Source organism: Microcoleus sp. F10-B2, from assembly GCF_036704965.1.
GTDB lineage: Bacteria > Cyanobacteriota > Cyanobacteriia > Cyanobacteriales > Microcoleaceae > Microcoleus.
Genome location: NZ_JAUBTB010000013.1, coordinates 13,853 through 31,428, shown reverse-complemented (window position 1 = coordinate 31,428; position 17,576 = coordinate 13,853). Strand labels below are relative to the sequence as shown.

At 47.9% G+C, this 17,576-nt stretch carries 11 protein-coding genes; 2 read left to right on the top strand and 9 right to left on the bottom strand.

The genetic code is table 11. From position 1 onward, the window contains the following. Positions 1-19 precede the first annotated feature (19 nt). The 5 genes from QUA99_RS07265 to QUA99_RS07245 all read right to left on the bottom strand — a co-directional run bounded on the left by QUA99_RS07265 (position 20) and on the right by QUA99_RS07245 (position 4,810). A complete protein-coding gene (locus QUA99_RS07265; protein WP_333235127.1) occupies positions 20-1,615 on the bottom strand; it encodes a DUF2357 domain-containing protein in 1,596 nt (531 codons plus the stop codon). Then, positions 1,587-3,377 carry an AAA family ATPase gene (locus tag QUA99_RS07260; protein WP_333235126.1) on the bottom strand — a complete coding sequence of 597 codons (1,791 nt, stop codon included), beginning with the start codon at positions 3,375-3,377 and terminating at the stop codon, positions 1,587-1,589. Before QUA99_RS07260 ends, QUA99_RS07265 begins: the two co-directional genes overlap by 29 nt. 10 nt (positions 3,378-3,387) lie before the next feature. Beyond that, the gene (locus tag QUA99_RS07255; RefSeq protein WP_333235125.1) at positions 3,388-3,726 is read right to left on the bottom strand and encodes a hypothetical protein; all 339 of its coding nucleotides are present in this window, start codon (positions 3,724-3,726) and stop codon (positions 3,388-3,390) included. 437 nt (positions 3,727-4,163) lie between these two features. Further along, the gene (locus QUA99_RS07250; RefSeq protein WP_333235124.1) at positions 4,164-4,505 is read right to left on the bottom strand and encodes a HepT-like ribonuclease domain-containing protein; all 342 of its coding nucleotides are present in this window, start codon (positions 4,503-4,505) and stop codon (positions 4,164-4,166) included. Then, positions 4,502-4,810 (bottom strand): nucleotidyltransferase domain-containing protein, encoded by a 309-nt coding sequence (locus QUA99_RS07245; protein ID WP_333235123.1) that lies wholly within the window; start codon positions 4,808-4,810, stop codon positions 4,502-4,504. Before QUA99_RS07245 ends, QUA99_RS07250 begins: the two co-directional genes overlap by 4 nt. A 167-nt stretch (positions 4,811-4,977) precedes the next feature. Between QUA99_RS07245 and QUA99_RS07240 the strand changes: the two genes are divergently transcribed. Both QUA99_RS07240 and QUA99_RS07235 read left to right on the top strand, forming a co-directional pair. Continuing rightward, entirely contained in the window at positions 4,978-5,328 is a 351-nt protein-coding gene (locus tag QUA99_RS07240) for a hypothetical protein (RefSeq protein WP_333235122.1), read from the top strand. A 605-nt stretch (positions 5,329-5,933) separates the two neighbouring features. Further along, positions 5,934-6,251, top strand: coding sequence for a PEP-CTERM sorting domain-containing protein (locus tag QUA99_RS07235; protein WP_333235121.1), 318 nt, complete (start codon positions 5,934-5,936; stop codon positions 6,249-6,251). Between the two features lie 76 nt (positions 6,252-6,327). On the opposite strand, the gene QUA99_RS07230 is transcribed toward QUA99_RS07235, so the two are convergent. The 4 genes from QUA99_RS07230 to QUA99_RS07215 form a co-directional block, all read right to left on the bottom strand. Further along, the gene (locus tag QUA99_RS07230; RefSeq protein WP_333235120.1) at positions 6,328-9,675 is read right to left on the bottom strand and encodes a Swt1 family HEPN domain-containing protein; all 3,348 of its coding nucleotides are present in this window, start codon (positions 9,673-9,675) and stop codon (positions 6,328-6,330) included. A gap of 75 nt (positions 9,676-9,750) precedes the next feature. After that, positions 9,751-12,621 (bottom strand): DUF1156 domain-containing protein, encoded by a 2,871-nt coding sequence (locus QUA99_RS07225; protein ID WP_333235119.1) that lies wholly within the window; start codon positions 12,619-12,621, stop codon positions 9,751-9,753. Positions 12,622-12,722: 101 nt separating this feature from the next. Further along, the gene (locus QUA99_RS07220; protein ID WP_333235118.1) at positions 12,723-16,301 is read right to left on the bottom strand and encodes a helicase-related protein; all 3,579 of its coding nucleotides are present in this window, start codon (positions 16,299-16,301) and stop codon (positions 12,723-12,725) included. Between the two features lie 499 nt (positions 16,302-16,800). Continuing rightward, a complete protein-coding gene (locus tag QUA99_RS07215) occupies positions 16,801-17,523 on the bottom strand; it encodes a 3'-5' exonuclease (RefSeq protein ID WP_333235117.1) in 723 nt (240 codons plus the stop codon). Between the last annotated feature and the right edge of the window lie 53 nt (positions 17,524-17,576).

Genomic DNA, 17,576 nt, shown 5'->3' with positions numbered 1-17,576 from the left:
TACAGCACTATTTCCTTAATTAGGAATTCATCGCTGATTCAAAGACTCGGCGGAGATGTTTGTGCAGTTCCCCAACTAACAAAGGGTCTGTGGGTAGTGCTTGTAACCCCTCATCATATGGCACATAATTCCCAGGGTACAAGATAGCTGCATATTGAACTACTTGCACCCCACCGACTCCACGAATGGCATCTCGATAGCTGTGCATCTTGTCAATGTCCTGTTTGAGAGGAACTTTACAACCTCCTCGCGAATCTACCTTGTACTTCGGATCGAATAGATAAATTCTAGGAACCTGGCTAGACGGATGCCTTACCTCTACGACAATATCTGGACGCTGGTTAAAGCTAATGCTGTAGGTGGCTGCACTTGGGTCGTTTGCAAAGGTGCGCTCCGGGGTAAGCGTCACCGATACTTCGGTCTGTGGATGCACCAGTTCTACGGCTATTTCTCCGTTTGGTAGCACCACCACCAACTCGTTTTCAATCGGGTGTGTCAACCGATTGTGCTTTAACCGATATCCTTGCTCTGCTGCAACTTTCAGCAATACCTGGATTACTTGAAGTGTTCCCCATAGTTGATACAGGTATGGTAGATTTTGCAACGGCACATCCAGCGCCGATTGCTCCAATCGGACTTCCATCTGTCTGCAAAACTCCAAAAAGCCCTCTAGGGCTGCCCGGTAAGCAGGACGCTTTAGGAACACCATTGTCAACTGGTTGCTCAAAGACTGCGGTAAGCTGACTTCCGAGAGAAAATGTGCCTGTCTCTTAGCATCGCTTAGACTCTTTACCAACCTCTGTAGCTCTTGGATACAGTCGCTGTAATCATTGCGGGATGGCAGCAACATTAGCTCATTCAGCCACCGCTCTAGTCGCAGCAATCGCCGCTCAACTTGATGCACGTACAACTTCACCAGACGGTTTTCATACACATCCAACGTATGCTCCACCCGACAGTCGAGGACACGCACTGGTTTACCAAATTTGTCCAGATTGTGACCCCGCATTGCCTGCGGTAATCCGCTAATAGAAAGCCGCCGTGCCTGAGCCTGCGGAACCCATACCTCCTGCGATCGCAGGACTTGATGCGGGTCAAGTGCTAACTTTGGTAAAAGACTTTGCAATCCGGGTCGTTCCTTTGTACCCAAAATCGTTCGTCGTAGGCGGTTAAGTTCCTCTGCTACCGTCGTTTCCTGTGGCATTCGGAACACTAAATTGCCAAATGCTCCAACCCGTTGTAGTGCCACTGCCACTGCTGCTGGCAACTCCATTGATAAATCGGCTAGCAATTGAGTAAAGGCATCCACTGTAATCTTCTCCGGTAGAACTGTGACGCGCAGTTCTTCAACTGTACTTCCACACTCTAAGCGCAATTGATAATAGCCAGGGTCTGACCGTTCCCACTCTGCAACTATGCAATCCTGACCGTGGATAATGCGCCGTTGCACATCTAGCTGACGACCTTGCCGAAACAACTTTACCTGTGACCACTGGTCAAGTGGCAAACGCACCTCGATCAGCGCTCGTTGCCACTCCTTTTGCCTATCCAAACTCTCGCCTTTATCGGTGCAAAACCCTAACTTACTAGAAGTATGAGGTGAATTTATGTTCATTAAATTTATTCAGCATATCTTTGGCTTTTTTACGGCTCAGTTCCAAGGTATTGTTCTCTGCAATCTTTAAAAACTTTTCTAATGCTTCTCCCACACGGCTATCTACTCCTTTAAACTTAGGCAATACCTTCTGGAGCAACTGTTCATCTAAGGCATCCTTCCACGGCACGCCCAGTTCTTCAGCTTGTTTCACGTAAGTCACTATCTCACCCACGACCCGGAATGCAAACGGCGCAACAGAGTGAACATCATCCCAGACCTCCATCAGTACCTTATTACAGTCGTCCTTATCACAAGCTTTTTCTTTTAGATAATCCACCAACTTCTGCCGATCGAGAGTCAATTCAATTAGTTGGGCGCGGTCGTAAACCTTATCAGCAAATCCATGAGTTGTCTCATCCACGTTGACCGTACCAATAAAATAAAGGTTTGGTGTCAATAATAGCTCGCTCTGTGGTATTTCTTCGCCTGACCCTAACTCAATCCGTGCGGTTCCCTCTCGCATTCGCACTTCCATTGCAGACAGAAACTTTGCAAAGTAGTACTCGACCCTCGCTAAATTCATTTCATCCAAAACAAAGTGATAAGGCTTTGCCTGTTGCTTTTTCGATTCTGCCTGGTTGTATTCTGCCGCTGCTTTTCTCAAAAAGCTGGTGAACTCCGTATCATGATACTTCTGATCTATCGGGTTGAAATATCCTAATAAGTCTTCATTAGTTGTCCAGTTTGGAGCTACTGGCATTAACAGGTACTCTGCACTTATGGCTTCTGCATATGCCCGGGTCAACCAGGTTTTTCCTATCCCGCTAACCCCGGACAAGATGACGAACTTTCGAGTCTGTAGTGCCAGGTGATAACGTCGTAGCGAACGCTCATCTATTCGCAATCCCTGTTTAACAACTTGCTGTAGTGCCAGGTGATAACGTCGTAGCGAACGATCGTCTATTCGCAATCCCTGTTTAACAACTTGCTGTTGAATGTCCTTCAAAGATGGAGTAGTTAAATCTAGCCCAGACGGTTTTTGGTTCACTAACGCCAGCACCTGGGCTGCTGGCTTATCCTCATCCTCATCCTCTGTCCACCCTGGCAACTTTTTACATAACAGGTCTTCTAGTTTCTGCGAGTCAAATACCGCTTCTGCAAGCGTTTTGTGATAAGGACTCGGTTCCATCGGCGAACGATTCTCCTCTGAATTTCTGTATATCTCCAGCGCCTTTTCATACGTTTCTTTTGTAGCTCCAGTCCAAGCAAACTTCATTAAGTATGTAGCCAACACTCGATAATTAGATCCTTTTAGTAGCTCGGGTATTCTTTGATGCTCTGGTGCTTTTTGCTTAGTTATCTTCGGCTCTCCAACGAATGGAACAATGAGTTTCCATTCAGGCGGACGTGAAAATGTACATACTCGCCACCCCTTGAAGTCAAGAGTCAAAATCCACTTACTGAAACAAAAGTAGTTGACTAATCTCACAGGATCTACTAATGCCACTATCTCTTGATAGCGAAAATCTTCAAAGCTCTCGATCCCTATTACCTTCAATAGTTCCAGAAGATGATCTGGGTGAGAGAGACCCAGTTTTATGCTCAAATGGAACTCTGGGTCTCCAGCATTATTAACACCTAAGAGATTTAGAGTGTGTTTTAAGAATTCAAATGCTTTCTCTGCCTCTTTCCTATCTGAGAAAATTTCTGAAAACGGCTTTACCAACATAAATAAATCATAAATAGGAACTAGCTCTAGTATTCCCTCTGTCTTTTCCAAAGTCTTGATATCAAGCTTTAGATTTCAATGCCACAGTGACCGACTGCTGGGTAATATAGACCGATCGCGCCGTCCCATTCTCCAAATCAAAATAAGTAGCAAACCGTTTAAGGCTTCCCGCAGCCATCCGATACAAATAATCCGCCGCCTCAGCCGCCCCCCGGACATTCACGCTCTCGCTCTGCAAGTTCAGCACTGTCATCTGACCATAAGATAGGTTATTTGTCAACTCTTCTGGTTTTGGTTTCAAAAGGTCAGGAGCTTGGAGCATCGGAGATGGCAGCCTAGCACATCGCAGCCCCCCAAAATTACAGAACTTCGAGTGAGTTTCCAAAGAACTGGCCAGCACAATTTATCCGGCTGCTGCATAATTTCCGCAATCCAGATACCACACGCGGGGAATTTCAGAACGGCTGTAAAATTGGTTTAACTCAAGAACCTGGTTAATAGTCGCTCTCCCCGCTGCCGTATCCACGCACCTACCAAGATAGTCAGCTTGTCTCGGTATTCTTTATTTTGGAAAGCCCAGCGAAAAATCACTTGAACCCGCAGTGAATTCAGTAACGCTTACAAGGCAGGCTTGCAGTAAATGCAGTCGCTGTGCACTTCGCGAGCAGAACACCCAATCGATCGTCCAGGGGCTTTGAAGTCCCTGGCTCATGCGTTCCACCTCCTTCTGTGGCGAATAAAGACGCTTGGAGTGAACCACGGGGCGCTTTTACGGTCATCAGAAATTGTTGGGAAAAACGCTGCTGCCAGGAACGCGAGGGTTTGATAGTGCTGAACTCACGCCTCTGGTAACTCCTGTAAAATCTGTTCTACTGTTACCTTCAGCGGAGGTAAATTATTCTGTACGATCGCCCAAACAAGGTTCAGCGAAACTCGGAAATATTCATGGACTACCAGATTCCTAAACGCTACAATTTGCGCCCACGGCACTTGGGAATATCTACCTGTTAACTCGGACGATAACGCATTTGTTGCTTCTCCAATAATTTGCAGGTGATGAACAACCCAAATCTGAATCAATTCTTGGTTGTCAAATTCCTGCTTACCCAGGCTTGCATATCGTTCAATTGCGGCTATTGCATCTAATATATCTTGCAGCCGTTCCGCTTCCCGCCTCATAGTGGTACAGCTTCCTGCAAAACGCGCTCGCGAATCCGTTCTTTGAGCATATCCACTGTGGCGATATCGACTTTGCGATTGAGCAGTTGTTCTAGATCGAGCAATAGTCCACCGGGAAACCAAGGCGTAATTTTCTCTAAATCGTAATCCACCAACAAATCAATATCGCTTTCTGGGGTCGCTTCATTCCGTGCTACCGAACCGAATACGCGCACGTTGTAGGCTCCGTGCTTTTGGGCAATGGCTAGAATTTGCGATCGCTCATAATACAGTAATTCTTGAATGCCTAATCCTGTTTTGCTCATCAAACCCTCCTCAACGCCTTAAGATGGTGCCCTCATCGCTATTTCTAGTCTGGCACTTTCAGCAACAAGTTACGCCCACGCTCGCTACACAACGCTATTTGCGATCGCCACCAACACCTCAATTTTTGGGAAACTAAAACTGAACCCAAAACCTCAACACCCCCGCCATGCCCAAACTCCCTGAATGCGATCGCTGTCTCCTCTACGCCCGCAACCCATACGTCGTCTGTGCCGTCCACCCCACAGGCTCAGACACCGACACTTGCCCCGACTTTCAAGAAAACCCTAACGCTGAACCCGATGAACTGTGGGAACCCGAGGGTGCGAGTTATTACAACGGCGAATTGATTCTGCAACCACAGCAACGGTGGACACCAGAGCAGCAGTTAGAACTTTTGGACACGCACCCACTATTTACTGGTCGGTGTCCCCGGTGTGAAATGACTTATCCCCAGTATGAAACGCCGCCTGTTCATTGGGATTGCCCGGCGTGCGGGTGGATGGACGATTCGGTTTGAGGCGATGGTCGCGACGGTTCTGTTTTGATAATGGCGATCGTTACTTGCCCTCAAGAGCATCTATGCACCTAACTTTCTGGTTAAGATTGAATAAGTTAAATAAAGAATTATGGTTTTTTAAGTAAGCGAGCTGGTATTTAAGTAATTTGATTACTGAATAAGCTTTCCAGTCAAGTTGTTTACGATAAAAAGCAATTTAGCTTTCATGAAAAATCTCTATCATAAAGTCGCAGTTGCCTCTGTTTGCACGGCTCTAGGTTTTGTTCTGGGAGCAAGCGAAGAAGTTAAAGCAGCTACATTTACCTTGACACCTACTATCCAATTTGGAGCCACCGCAAGTTTGTATCAGATGGGCTTGTATTATGACATTAGGCTTACCCTTGGGATGAGGAGGTGTTATACGGACCGGGTAGTGTAACAACCAGGTTAGCTGAATTTAATATTAGCATAGCAGCTTTTTTCTTGCTCCTAACACAATTATTCGTAGTGCTATCTTTCAGGATAAGATCTCCAGTTTCCAAGGAGAGCGTCCTGGTACTCTGGGTATCTTCGGCTATTTAGGAAACGGAACAGCCGAAGCATCAGATCTTTTGGGGTATGAAGTATTGTTAACTTCTGTAGATACCTCATCCTCATCTCCGGGTGATACTCTTAACTTTGACGTAACTCCGTTTGTTAATCAGCGAGTTAGCAATGGCGATACTTTTGCTGGGTTTGCCATCAGTCTCTTGAACGTTGGTTGGGTCACTCTGGGAGGTACTGATGCTCTTGGTCGTTCCAGTCTAGTAATTGAAACCGCCGACGTTGCCGAGCCTGTGCCTGAACCAACCGCAATCTTTGGTTCAGCTAGAGGTCTATGCTTGGGAGGATGGCTGAAACGAAAAAAATCAAATCAGCAGCATAAAATAACGCCACAACGTTAAGCTATCATTTGACAAAATAGTTTAAATAAACTTAGTTCTATGGGACGAAAGAGAGCCGCTCTGATGGTAGTAGATACTAATCCTCTTCAAATTCAGAGCTAGTGAACTTTAGTGTCCGGCAATTTTCAGTGATTGTCCGAACTACGCTATCGGGGACTCCATCAGGAATTTTTACCTGAATTTCTACCGTTACTTCTATATCGGCATTGAGACTATTTAAGTGCTGCAACACTTCATCAGCAATCTGCCCCACATCTTTGATCAACCGAGTTGGGTTAACTTTGACTGCACCGTAGAAACGGTTCACTTTCTTAGTGGGAGGTGGAGTAACAGGTTGTGTGCTTCCAGCGGGAGCAGTGCCATCGTGGCTGCCTTCAATCGGCTTAGAACCTGGCTCGTTCTTCTTCTCATTCTCTGCCCGCTTTCTAGCAGTTTCGTCTGCATCAAGTTGTCGTTGAGCAACTTCTGGCTTGACTAACAAATTCTGATTACTCAAAGTTACGGTAAAAGTTTCGTTTGGTCCGGCTTTCAATCCCAGATACCGTTTTTTTGCTTCATCCCAGCCCGTTGCATAGGCAAAGTTTTCAGACCACAGGAGTGCTGCAACACCCTGCTGAATGGCTTGAATAAGGACTTGCTCATTGCTGAGGCGGGGGAGGTACAAGTATTTAATCAGATACGACCACAGCAGTTTGGTGTCAATATGGTCAGATTCTCGCCACAGGTACGGATCGAGAGCTTCCATCCGCAAGCGGTTTGCGGCGTAAGTAACAATTAGATATTCCTCATGCACTGCCTTGCGACTAGCTCTGAGTATAGGGGAGTCTTGTCCCTGGAGGCGCACTTCTGTCCAGTCTGTTTGCTGTTTGGGATCACCGGCATTGGCTTTATGGGTTGGAACTAGAAGCCACTGGTAAGCTTCCTTCAGTAAGTTATCTACCAGATCGTTAGTCTGCTCTCGTTTTGTGTTCGCCTGCTTGCTTTGAAATGGGTCAAGGTTCAGCAGGTCCTTGTCTCGAACAATCAAGTCCCAGGCGAGGAACTGGCAAACGTTTTGCTCCAGTGACGTTAGTTTAGACTTGTCAGGAACCAGGAACAGTAGGAGATTTTTGCAGTAGCGGGGACTGGCTCCTTTGGTGGCAAGGATTTGCTCGCTCTGTTGACGTGCAGGGCTATTGGTTGATTTGCTGATATGAGGATGTTGTGCTCCCAAAACGACTAGGCGCACTCCCATTGATTCATCATCTGGAACATCAGCCGATGAGCTAGGCGCAATATGGACTCCAGCGAACTCTCCTCGTTGTTTGTCCAGCTTTAAGCGGCGAACAATTTCTTCCCCAATCTTTTGCGGATCTTCCGCAATCTGGGTGGCTCGGTCTTGAGCCATGCGAGTCACGTTGGGTTGGGTAGAAATCCAGTAGCGATCGCCATCAATATAGATATAGCTTGCTTGATCGGTTAGTCGCCGCAGGGCATCTCCAAACGTGGCGGCGGATTCTCCAGGTTGCACACAGCCCAGTTTTATGCGACGGTCTTGTAAGCCGCGATTGGCTGCCCGCAAGGTGGGAGCTGAGCCGAGATAGATAGTGCGAGTAACGCGACGGCAGGCTGAGTACCGTCCTAGGTTAGGGTTCTGGTTATCGAGGGAAACAGGGAGAGAATTTGTCCCATCCACATCTTTTTCAATGACAGGCACCCAGTTGTCATCCAGATAACGGGTTAACTCAGACTGCACCTGTGCGTCATCCATTGAGACGCTGGCCGGCATAATCAGCAGGTTCTTGTCTCCCCGATCCCAAAGGCAATGGATGACCTTTGCCATCAACCGCAACACGCCACGAGTCCGCTGGAATTTGTCGAGGGTTGACCAGTCGGAATATAGGCGATCAAACAGTTCAGGGTGGATGGGGTAGGCTTCTTCTAACCGGCGTTTGTAGCTGACTTCCTTGCATTCAGACGGAAACTCAACCGCTTGAGATTGGTACATCTCATAGAAGGCACGAATCACCGCATCACGGGCAACGTAGGAGTTGGAATCAATTGGCTGGAATAGACGGCGACGGACGATCTCAAAGCTTTCTTCAGCACTAGCAGGTCGCCAGGGAGACTCCACGCGACCAATCGCATTCTTGAGCCGATCTAAGGCATCCTGACCGCGATTGCCGCCAATCTCGATATCAGAAGAGGGGATACTAACTACCAATAGGGTGCGATTGGCATTTTTAGCAGACTCGCTGAGGGTTTGGGCAAAGGTGAAGTGGGTATCAAAGCTTCCAGCCGGCAAGTCATTCTCGAAATGAAGCTGGCGGGCATAGGACACCCATTCATCAATCAAGATTAGGCAGGGCGAATACTTATTGAATAGCAGTTTCAGCGTATCGCCAGGGTTGGTGGAGGTTTCATCGGCTTGCCGCATCATTTCGTAGCCTTCTTTTCCGCCAAGCTGCCACGCAATCTCACCCCAGAGAGTCCCAACGACAGTGCCGTCCTTCTTCGTGTGCGTTTGGCCGGGGGAAATTTTGTTACCCACCAGTACAACTGTTCTGACATCTTGGGGAGGTTCAAGCACTTTCGCTGCTCCAAAGACAGGTTCCAACCCCGGTAATTGATTGGCGGAAACCCCAAAAAACAGATGGTAGAGGGCAAGCATGGCGTGGGTTTTGCCCCCCCCAAAGTTGGTCTGAAGCTCAATCACGGGGTCGCCTTTGTTGCCACTTAACCGCAGTAATGCCCCGGTAAGAAGTTGCTTAAGTCCTTCAGTCAGGTAGGTGCGCCGGAAGAATTCGGTGGGATCGCGGTATTCGTCCGATCCTTCATCCAGAAATACCTGCCATAAATCAGCAGCAAACTCTGCCTGTTGATAGCGTCCGGAAGCAACATCCTGGTGAGGCATGACCAGCTCGCGCCAAGGCTTAAGCCCGACCGTGGGGGTGCCTTCCATTGAGGCAACGGTAGCACGACGAACTTCACGACGCGCCTGTTCTTCATAGCGTTGTCGCATTAGCTCATTGCGCTGCTTCTCAACAATGTCTGATTGTTCTGCTGCACCGACAGCATTAAGAAGGCGAGCAATGCTATCGAGAGCGCGGTAAGCATCGTCTGAGGAGATGGAGGTAGAATCGTGCGCCCAGGAATTTCGAGTATTGCGAAGCTCGCTAACTAGGGTACGTTCTGCTTGTCCTAATATTTGCTTGAAGACTTCTTCCCATTTGGCCCAAATCAATTTCAGTTGGGCAGAGAGGTCATTTCGTAAGATATCTTCGGGTTTGCGACGGAGGGTGTTATCTGGGTCGATGCAAGGAATTGCTGCCAGCAACCACTTGTCTTTATAGAGAACTTTCATCTCACGCTCAATGTAAGGATATAAGCCTTCCTTGAGTAGGTTCAAGGCTCTGCCGACTCGTTCGTGGTTGCTGATAGACATAAGTAAAAGGTGGAATAGAGAGGGTTTAAGGGTTTACCACAAAGTCACAAAGGTTACAAAGAGGTTTGTGGTTGATCAAAATAGCTCTAGCTGAGAATGAGATGGTTTTTCCTCTAGGGCTAATCGGCTGATTTCTGGCCAAGAGATGACCAGGCTGTTGTAGGCGATCGCTTCCTGCGTCCAACCTTTTCGATCGCAAATGCTGTAGAGACGGTAGGCGAGATCTCGCGCCACATCTCCTAAATCGCCCAATTGCGATCTGAGGTGAGCCGCACCCATTTCCCCTTTCTGGTCTAATGCTTGGATGAGCTGCTGAGTCGCTTCCCAAACTGGAATTCGACTATCTTTGGCAGGATTCCAATCAGGGGGGAGGGCATCGCGGGGAATCAGTTGAACTTTTCCAGCCCTAGCAATAAGAATTCCTGCGTCTACCATGCCTTTAATGCTGGTGTTTTTAGCTTTGGAAAGGGTTTCGGCATCACCAAATAGCCCTTCATTGAACTGGTGTTGCTCGAACCATGCCAATGCCCAGCGGGTGTCAGTGTCGAATTCACCCTCCTGCTCAGTCAGGAATTCATCGAGGCTCTGGTTAATTAGTTGTAAGGCCGTGCGGACTCGCATGGAGGAACCATCTGATTCCAGCACTTTGGCATAGCGAGAATAAATTGCCATGCCGGGTCCAATGCTGGCCTGAGCCAAGTCTACCGGCGCGATGTTGCCTTGCTGAAGCTTTTTGAGCGCATCGGGGAGTTCGGATTTGAGTTCGTCTACGAAACGGCGACGGGTGGTGGGGGGAGCGTTTTTAGCACGAAGTCGGCAGACAAGGACGATCGAGGAAGCAAGAGCATTAGAACCAACACTTCGGGTACGAGCACTACGCTCTGTCCGTACAGGCAAAGTTCCATTAACTACAAACCCTGCGTGGATTAATCCCTCAAGCATAGTTTCCCAACCTGTTGAAGCTACCGCCTGAATTTCACTCTCCCCTTCTTCTTCGGTATCTACTTCAGCCTGCTTAAAGGCATAGTAGATTGTTAGGGGGTATTTACTATGGGCAGATTTATACATCTGGGCAAATGCTTGCCCAAGTCCTTGTTGAAAAAACTGCTGAGCCTTTTCTCGTCCACCGTGACGGAACGGATCTGCTACTAACTCTTGTTCTTTTGGCACTAATAAAGTGTCAAAAAGAGAGGAATACAATGAGCTTAGAGTACGACGTAACCAAATGTAGAAAAAGTCTGATAAATCTGCATAAGGAACTGCATCGTAGTATGGTGGGTCAGTTGAAAAGATTATTTCTTGTTCTGAAAATGCCTCAGTAGCGCTCTTTTTTGTTACAAACCCTGTTTGGTTTGGTGTCTTGACCGCACCAATCTCTAAAGTCTTCGATGCTCTTGCTGCCTGTTCATAATAATCCCCTGAAGAACCAGCAAAGGGATTTGACTCAGCATAATCCCATGTCATAGGTAAAGCTTGACGAGAAAATGTACCACGCACTACTTCATATTTAATACCTGACATCCAAGAACACAAAGTCGAATGATTTTCGGTCATTTTACTTGTTGATAAGGCGAGATAAACGGCTAAGGCATCTGCATATTCTTGTTCCGCACCATCCTTCAATATTTGTCTTTGGGCTTCACTAACTAAGTTGCTAAATGTTGTAAGACAAAGTAACTGACGAGCTGTGAATAAATGTGCATGTTTAGTCATGCCATACCCTTGCACTCGAAAACCTAATGCTTGTTCTGGCAAATTAGTTTCAGGTATCCATTGTGGTTGTGCTGAAGTGATAATTTTTTCATGCTCTTTATTAGGCGGCAAATAAATACGCTCACTTCTGCCTTCCGCTACAATTGCCATCATTTGTGCCTTCATCCGTCCGGCTTTTCCTTCTGAACGCACATAATCTAAAGGCACAGGTGTTGCACAGGCAATGCAAAGTGATCCCTTTCGGCTGACTGTTTCTTTGAGAGGTTTTCCATTACCTTCTCTGATTTCAAACTGAATAGCTGGAGGTACTTGATTGCGATCAACTACAGGCTCTACCCATGCTTCTTTTCCTTTCTTTGTAGCAAGTTGGAATGATCGCACCAATGGCATTTCAGACCCACAAGCCGGATTCGGACATTTCACTGTTCTTGCCCACAACCAAGCAATCACCGTCGCCTCACCACCCCCTTTTTCCGATGGTAGCGTTACTTTAGGATATAGATGCCCAATTTGCTTCTCTGCCTCATCCCGCATCCACTTCCCGTAATAACGCACATCTTCCGCTAACCCCTGCGCTCCATACCACTTGGCAGTTTTCAGCCGCTTCTGAGCCTCTGGGTTCACCGGTGGCATATCCTTAAACTTAGGCGGAATCTCAATCAAAGCTTTATTAATCAGCACCGCTACTGGATTCAAATCGCTGGCATGGGCTTCTAGCCCTAACCGTTGTGCCTCTAATGGAATTGAACCACCTCCACAAAACGGGTCATAAACCGGCGGTGCATTCTCCGCTAAATAACGCCGCACCGCTTCCGGCTCCCTTGGTGGCTGATCTCCTCGGTTCCAGGCAATGCTACGGGCAATCTCTCGCTGTGCCGCAACCAGCACGCCAGAATTAGGGTCATTGATATCGTTCCAGGACACTAAACCCCGAATGACTTGTTTTGTGTTGCCCTTTTTATCAGTTTCGATTGTGATTCGGCCCAAAATATCAAACAATCGTTGTCGCTCGGCAATTTGTGCCTCCTCAGTCGGAAACTTATCCGGCCAACTCGATGGATCATCCACCAATGACGCAAATAGCACTGCCCGACAAGCCGCCAACGGTCGCCGCGCCCACCAGAGATGCAACGTACTGGGATGACCGTGCCGAATCGACTTCTCCCGCGCCGATTCTATGTTGATTGCTTCTAGTGGCAGGGCAACTTCAATTAGCTTTTTGCGATAGGTCATGTAAATAACAAATTGAGATGAGAATTATTTGGAACGTTTGAACATGGGGGTAGTTCATGATCTCTTGAATTGCTGTCAGCAACAGGCAACAGCGTGATTCATCATTCTGGCTCCCTCCCTTGCTGCCATAACTTCTCCCAGTTATAGTTCACACTGTCTGACTTAAAGTCAGGCTCTTTCTCGAATGGGTTCAGAACATACCTTGCCACGCAGCCGTTATCACCCACGTTATAGTTGCCCTTGGTTGTCGAAACCTTAAACGCATCTCCTTCAGGAAAATTCTCTGCCTCCGGTACTTGCACCAATGCCAGCACAAAGTTTTCGGGCTTATTCAGTGCAGTTAAAATCTCATTCTTAGTAACTGTAACCGTTTCAGCTCCCTTAATCCGTCCCTTGACTTCAATAAACCGTACCCGTCTAGGTTGAGCCGCCGTCCCCGGAACGCGAGACTCAATATCGTATCCGCACTTATGCCGGCTTACATCGCGTGGTTCATGCCCTAACGCTTGCTCGGCTGTCATCACTGCTTGCATTGCTAGCATTTCAACCCGCTTTGTTTCTCTGGCAAATAAAGCCGCTTCCGACTGCCGTTTCCCTTGTAACCGTTGCAAAAGTCCAATCGGGATCACCAACGCTCCACCCACAACCACCGGCGGCAGGGGAGACAGCTTGCGCTCTTGCTCCAATTCTGTCATGCGCTTTTGAAGGCGAGAGTCCAACTCATCGGCTCTCGTCCTGGCTTTAGCCGAGTTGATCTTAGCGTTGACCTTCCCTGCTGCTTCCTGCTGTTTTAAATGTTCTGCTTGCTGATCCCAGTAATAAATCTCTTTATTTAGCCGTTCTTTTACTGCCTTGATTGTTTTGATGATTAGTTCTTCTTTAGGCCCTTTGACCTCCTGGAAATGCTCCGGTATTAGATGAGTAATCGCGTATCGAGTTGCTTGGGGTTCTAGATTTTTTCTCAGCCAGTCTTGCTCTAAAACTGAAGTAATAAAACCTTTCTCTTCCTCCAGCAATGGTCGGTAGTTAAGGTAGGGCGCATATCCAGCATTCTGAGTATTCCCCTCTGAGTCAATTTCCACATATTGCATCCGGCGCGATACCACCCGGCGCTTGCCACTACTGTCGGTACTGGCATCTTGAATAGAATGTTCTAGATAAACCAATGCCCGAACCTTCTCCCCAAAATCATTCTCATCCACCAACACTGCCCCCTGCTTAAGTAAATCCCGGTGACGCTCCAGCGTAATTTCAGTAACCGCTTCCAGTAAAGGATGACCAGGGCACACAAAAGCAGCCGATGGCTTACCGGGAACATTAATTAGTCCTTTTTCAAAACAGATTCGCTCATAGCTGCGGAGAATTGGCTCTCTCACCCCAATCTGTCGTTCCTGACTGCGAATGATTGCCGGAACGTGGGTAATTTCATGCCGCTTTGGCTCTCGTTGTTTGGCAGTCCCACTCAGGTTTGCAAATGCTTCTAGGAAAAAGGCAGCAATAAAGTGGGGCTGGAGCCGCCGTGCCTCTGCCCGATCCATGTCCTCCCGAATCTGCTGGACTCTAGAGGCATCCATCGTGTCTCGCACCAGTGCTCGTTCTTCCAACAGTTCTAGCAACCGTTGCTGATCCAGCCGGTCTGACACCACCTGATTTAGTTTGGCTCGAATATCGGGGCGATCTCCATAGCGAATGGCTTCAATTAAGAGATCGCGTAAATCTTTGCCGGCAATCGCTTTACCTAGCACATCAAACACCTTGCCACCCAGTGCCTTTTGCTCTAGATCCAACTTTCTTAACAGGGTTAGGTACACTTCTCCCTCACGGGTTTCCTCCGCCACCAGATTCCAGAGATGGCACACCTCTGTCTGCCCAATCCGGTGAATCCGTCCAAACCGCTGCTCTAACCGATTCGGGTTCCAAGGCAGGTCATAGTTAACCATTAAATGTGCTCGTTGCAGGTTAATCCCCTCCCCTGCCGCATCCGTTGCTAGGAGAACCTCAACGGTCACATCTTGCTTGAAGGAATTTTCCGCTCTCTTGCGCTGTTCACGCCCCAGCCCACCGTGAATCATCACAACGGCTTCAGACCGACCTATTAAAGTGCGGATGCGATCGGCAAGGTAGTTTAGCGTATCGCGGTGTTCGGTAAAGATGACCAACTTCCGGCGATGTCCATGAGCGTCGAATAACTCCGCCTCATTTTGCAGGAGGTTAGAAAGTTCTTCCCACTTCTTATCCTTACCACTCCGCTTGACCTTCAGTGCCAACTGCTCAATCTGGTTCAGTTGCTCAATTTCGGCTTGCAGTTCAGCCACTGTCCGTGCTGCCGTCGCCTGATCCACTACCTCCTCTTCGGTGGATTCCCGCTCTTCTTCTGGCACGTCATCAAAGTCATCTTCCCAGTCTTCCGAATTGATCATGCGCCCAAAATCAACAGAGGCACCCAGTCCTTGTGTGAAGGCTTCCTCCTGTTGGAGCCGGTTTTGCAACCGCTCTCGGCGACGATGGATCGACTGATAAATCGCTTCTGGGGATGATGCTAACCGCCGCTGTAAAATGGTTAACGCAAAGCCAACCGTCCCTTTGCGCCCATTGTTTTCCAAGGCATCTGCCCGGTTGAATTCTTCCCGCACATACTCTGTGACTTTATGGTAAAGTTGCTGCTCCAAATCTGAAAGGCGATAGCCAACGGTGTATGCCTTGCGCTCTGGGAAGAGGGGCTTGCCATCAAACTTAAGCAAATCTTCTTTGACCAGTCGCCGCATCAAGTCTGAAGTATCCGTGGGGTTAGCTCCACCCCGAAACCTACCCTCGAAGCGATCACTATCCAACAGCGCCATGAACAGTTGAAAATCTTCTTCTTTCCCGTTGTGGGGTGTTGCCGTCATCAGCAGGAGGTGGCGAGTGATGTCTCCCAGCAGCTTGCCCAGCTTGTACCGCTTCGTCTCTTTGACCTCACCTCCAAAGAAAGAGGCAGACATCTTATGCGCTTCATCACAAATCACCAGATCCCAATCCGTCTGTGCCAGCTTCGCTTGCAGGTCATCGTTACGACTCAATTTGTCTAGACGGACGATGAGCAACGGAATTTCAGTGAAGGCATTGCCGGTTCGAGCTGCTTCAATGCGCTCATTCGTCAGAATCTCAAACGGCAAATGAAACTTCTGAAAAAGCTCATCCTGCCACTGAGCTGCCAGACTACCAGGACAGACTACCAGGCAGCGGTGCAAGTCTCCCCGAATCAGCAACTCCCGCATCAACAAGCCCGCCATAATTGTTTTTCCGGCTCCAGGGTCATCCGCCAGCAAGAACCTTAAGGGCTGCCGGGGAATCATCTCCCCATAGACCGCTGTGATCTGGTGCGGCAGGGGTTCAACCAGGGACGTGTGAACTGCTAAAAGTGGATCAAACAGGTGTGCTAGACGAATGCGATGTGCTTCCGATACCAGACGCAGCATTGCCCCATCGCCATCAAAGCTCCAGGGCCGTCCAGTGGTGACAATCTCTAGGTCAGCTTCGCGATCTCGCAAAACCAGTTCATTCCCCAAATTACCACTAGCATCTTTGTAGACCAGTTCGACCACATCATCGCTGTGCCGAGTTACATCCACGATGACAACGTGCTGATTCGGTAGAATTCCTTTAACAGTGATCCCGCGAGTCAAGTCCTCAAGTCGCATAAGACGGCACGCCTGGATTTAATGAATCATATCTATACTGTACTGTTTTAACAAAGCCTTACCCGCATCCCCCAGTTCCTAAACAAACCTCGGTTACTGGCCTTTCAAGTTTATTGGTGCAGGCTATAGCAAGCAGTAGCGATCCAGTAATCAGCCTATATTTCATCCAAGTCCTCTTTCTAACGCCGCCATACCAAGCATTCCCAATTCAATCGGACTATGAACAGGCTCTATAGAACCCATTTAAGATCTTTTGGGCGATCGAGTTAAATTGACAAAAAGAGGTAAATTTAATCAGATTGGGGTTGAAAATGGGTTATTCCAGCGATGTCACGGACAAGGAGCGGGAAATTATTGAGCCATTACTGCCCTAGAAGAAGAAAACCAGACTTTCGGTGTGGACTTGCACGGCAAATCCTCTCCTACCACAACCGCAGGCAGTCCAACGTATCGCCGGGGCAATTATCCCTGTTCCCTGATGATGCGATCGATTGGGATATCATGAATTTTTCTGAGGAATTGGCACGGGGCAATTGATTTGATCCGAATCCGCTGCCATCTTCTTAATTAATTGGAGCGCTGCTATGCAATCTCCTAATGCTCGGTGTCCGCCGTTGAGAGGGAAATACCTATAATTTTTATAATAATTGCTCCAATCACTCTTCCACTGTGCCGCCCATTCCATAAGGCAATCGGAGCGTTGCTGTAAATTTAAAATTGGCAAGCCGTGCAATTTGCAGCAGTAATTTAAAATTTTGATATCAAAGGCAGAATTGTAGATTAACACTTGTTTATCTTCCAAAACTTTTGCAATAGAAGGGTAAATCTCTGGAAAAGTGGGTGCATCCTTTACACCTTCATCCGTTATCCCATGAATTTCCGTTGCTTCTGCGGGAATAGAAATCGCAGGTCTGACGAGTGTATTGAGCAGCGGTTCTTCCAACGGATTAATAACTGCAATTTCCACAATCTCTGCATTATCGAGGTCGATAGTCTCAGTATCCAAAATCAACCATTCATCAGGGGCAAGAAGCTGTTCTCTTGCCCACTTCACCGCTCTTACCCTATCTCTTTCGATAAAACCACATTCTCGATACCACTCTTGATAATCACGCTTAATTTGAGCTTTGAGGCGGTTGGCGGTCAGGGTTTCTAATTGTTTGGGAGATAGCTTTCTTTTGGGTCTGCAAGATTCAGGATTAGTCGAATCGTAGAGGAACACGTCGTATTTTCGCGTTTCGATAACGCCTGAAGGTTTCAGAGGCGATAAACCAA

Coding starts and splice junctions, on each gene's coding strand:
- QUA99_RS07265 (WP_333235127.1), bottom strand. CDS start 1,615: ATGAACATAAATTCACCTCATACTTCTAGTAAGTTAGGGTTTTGCACC.
- QUA99_RS07250 (WP_333235124.1), bottom strand. CDS start 4,505: ATGAGGCGGGAAGCGGAACGGCTGCAAGATATATTAGATGCAATAGCC.
- QUA99_RS07245 (WP_333235123.1), bottom strand. CDS start 4,810: ATGAGCAAAACAGGATTAGGCATTCAAGAATTACTGTATTATGAGCGA.
- QUA99_RS07240 (WP_333235122.1), top strand. CDS start 4,978: ATGCCCAAACTCCCTGAATGCGATCGCTGTCTCCTCTACGCCCGCAAC.
- QUA99_RS07230 (WP_333235120.1), bottom strand. CDS start 9,675: ATGTCTATCAGCAACCACGAACGAGTCGGCAGAGCCTTGAACCTACTC.
- QUA99_RS07225 (WP_333235119.1), bottom strand. CDS start 12,621: ATGACCTATCGCAAAAAGCTAATTGAAGTTGCCCTGCCACTAGAAGCA.
- QUA99_RS07220 (WP_333235118.1), bottom strand. CDS start 16,301: ATGCGACTTGAGGACTTGACTCGCGGGATCACTGTTAAAGGAATTCTA.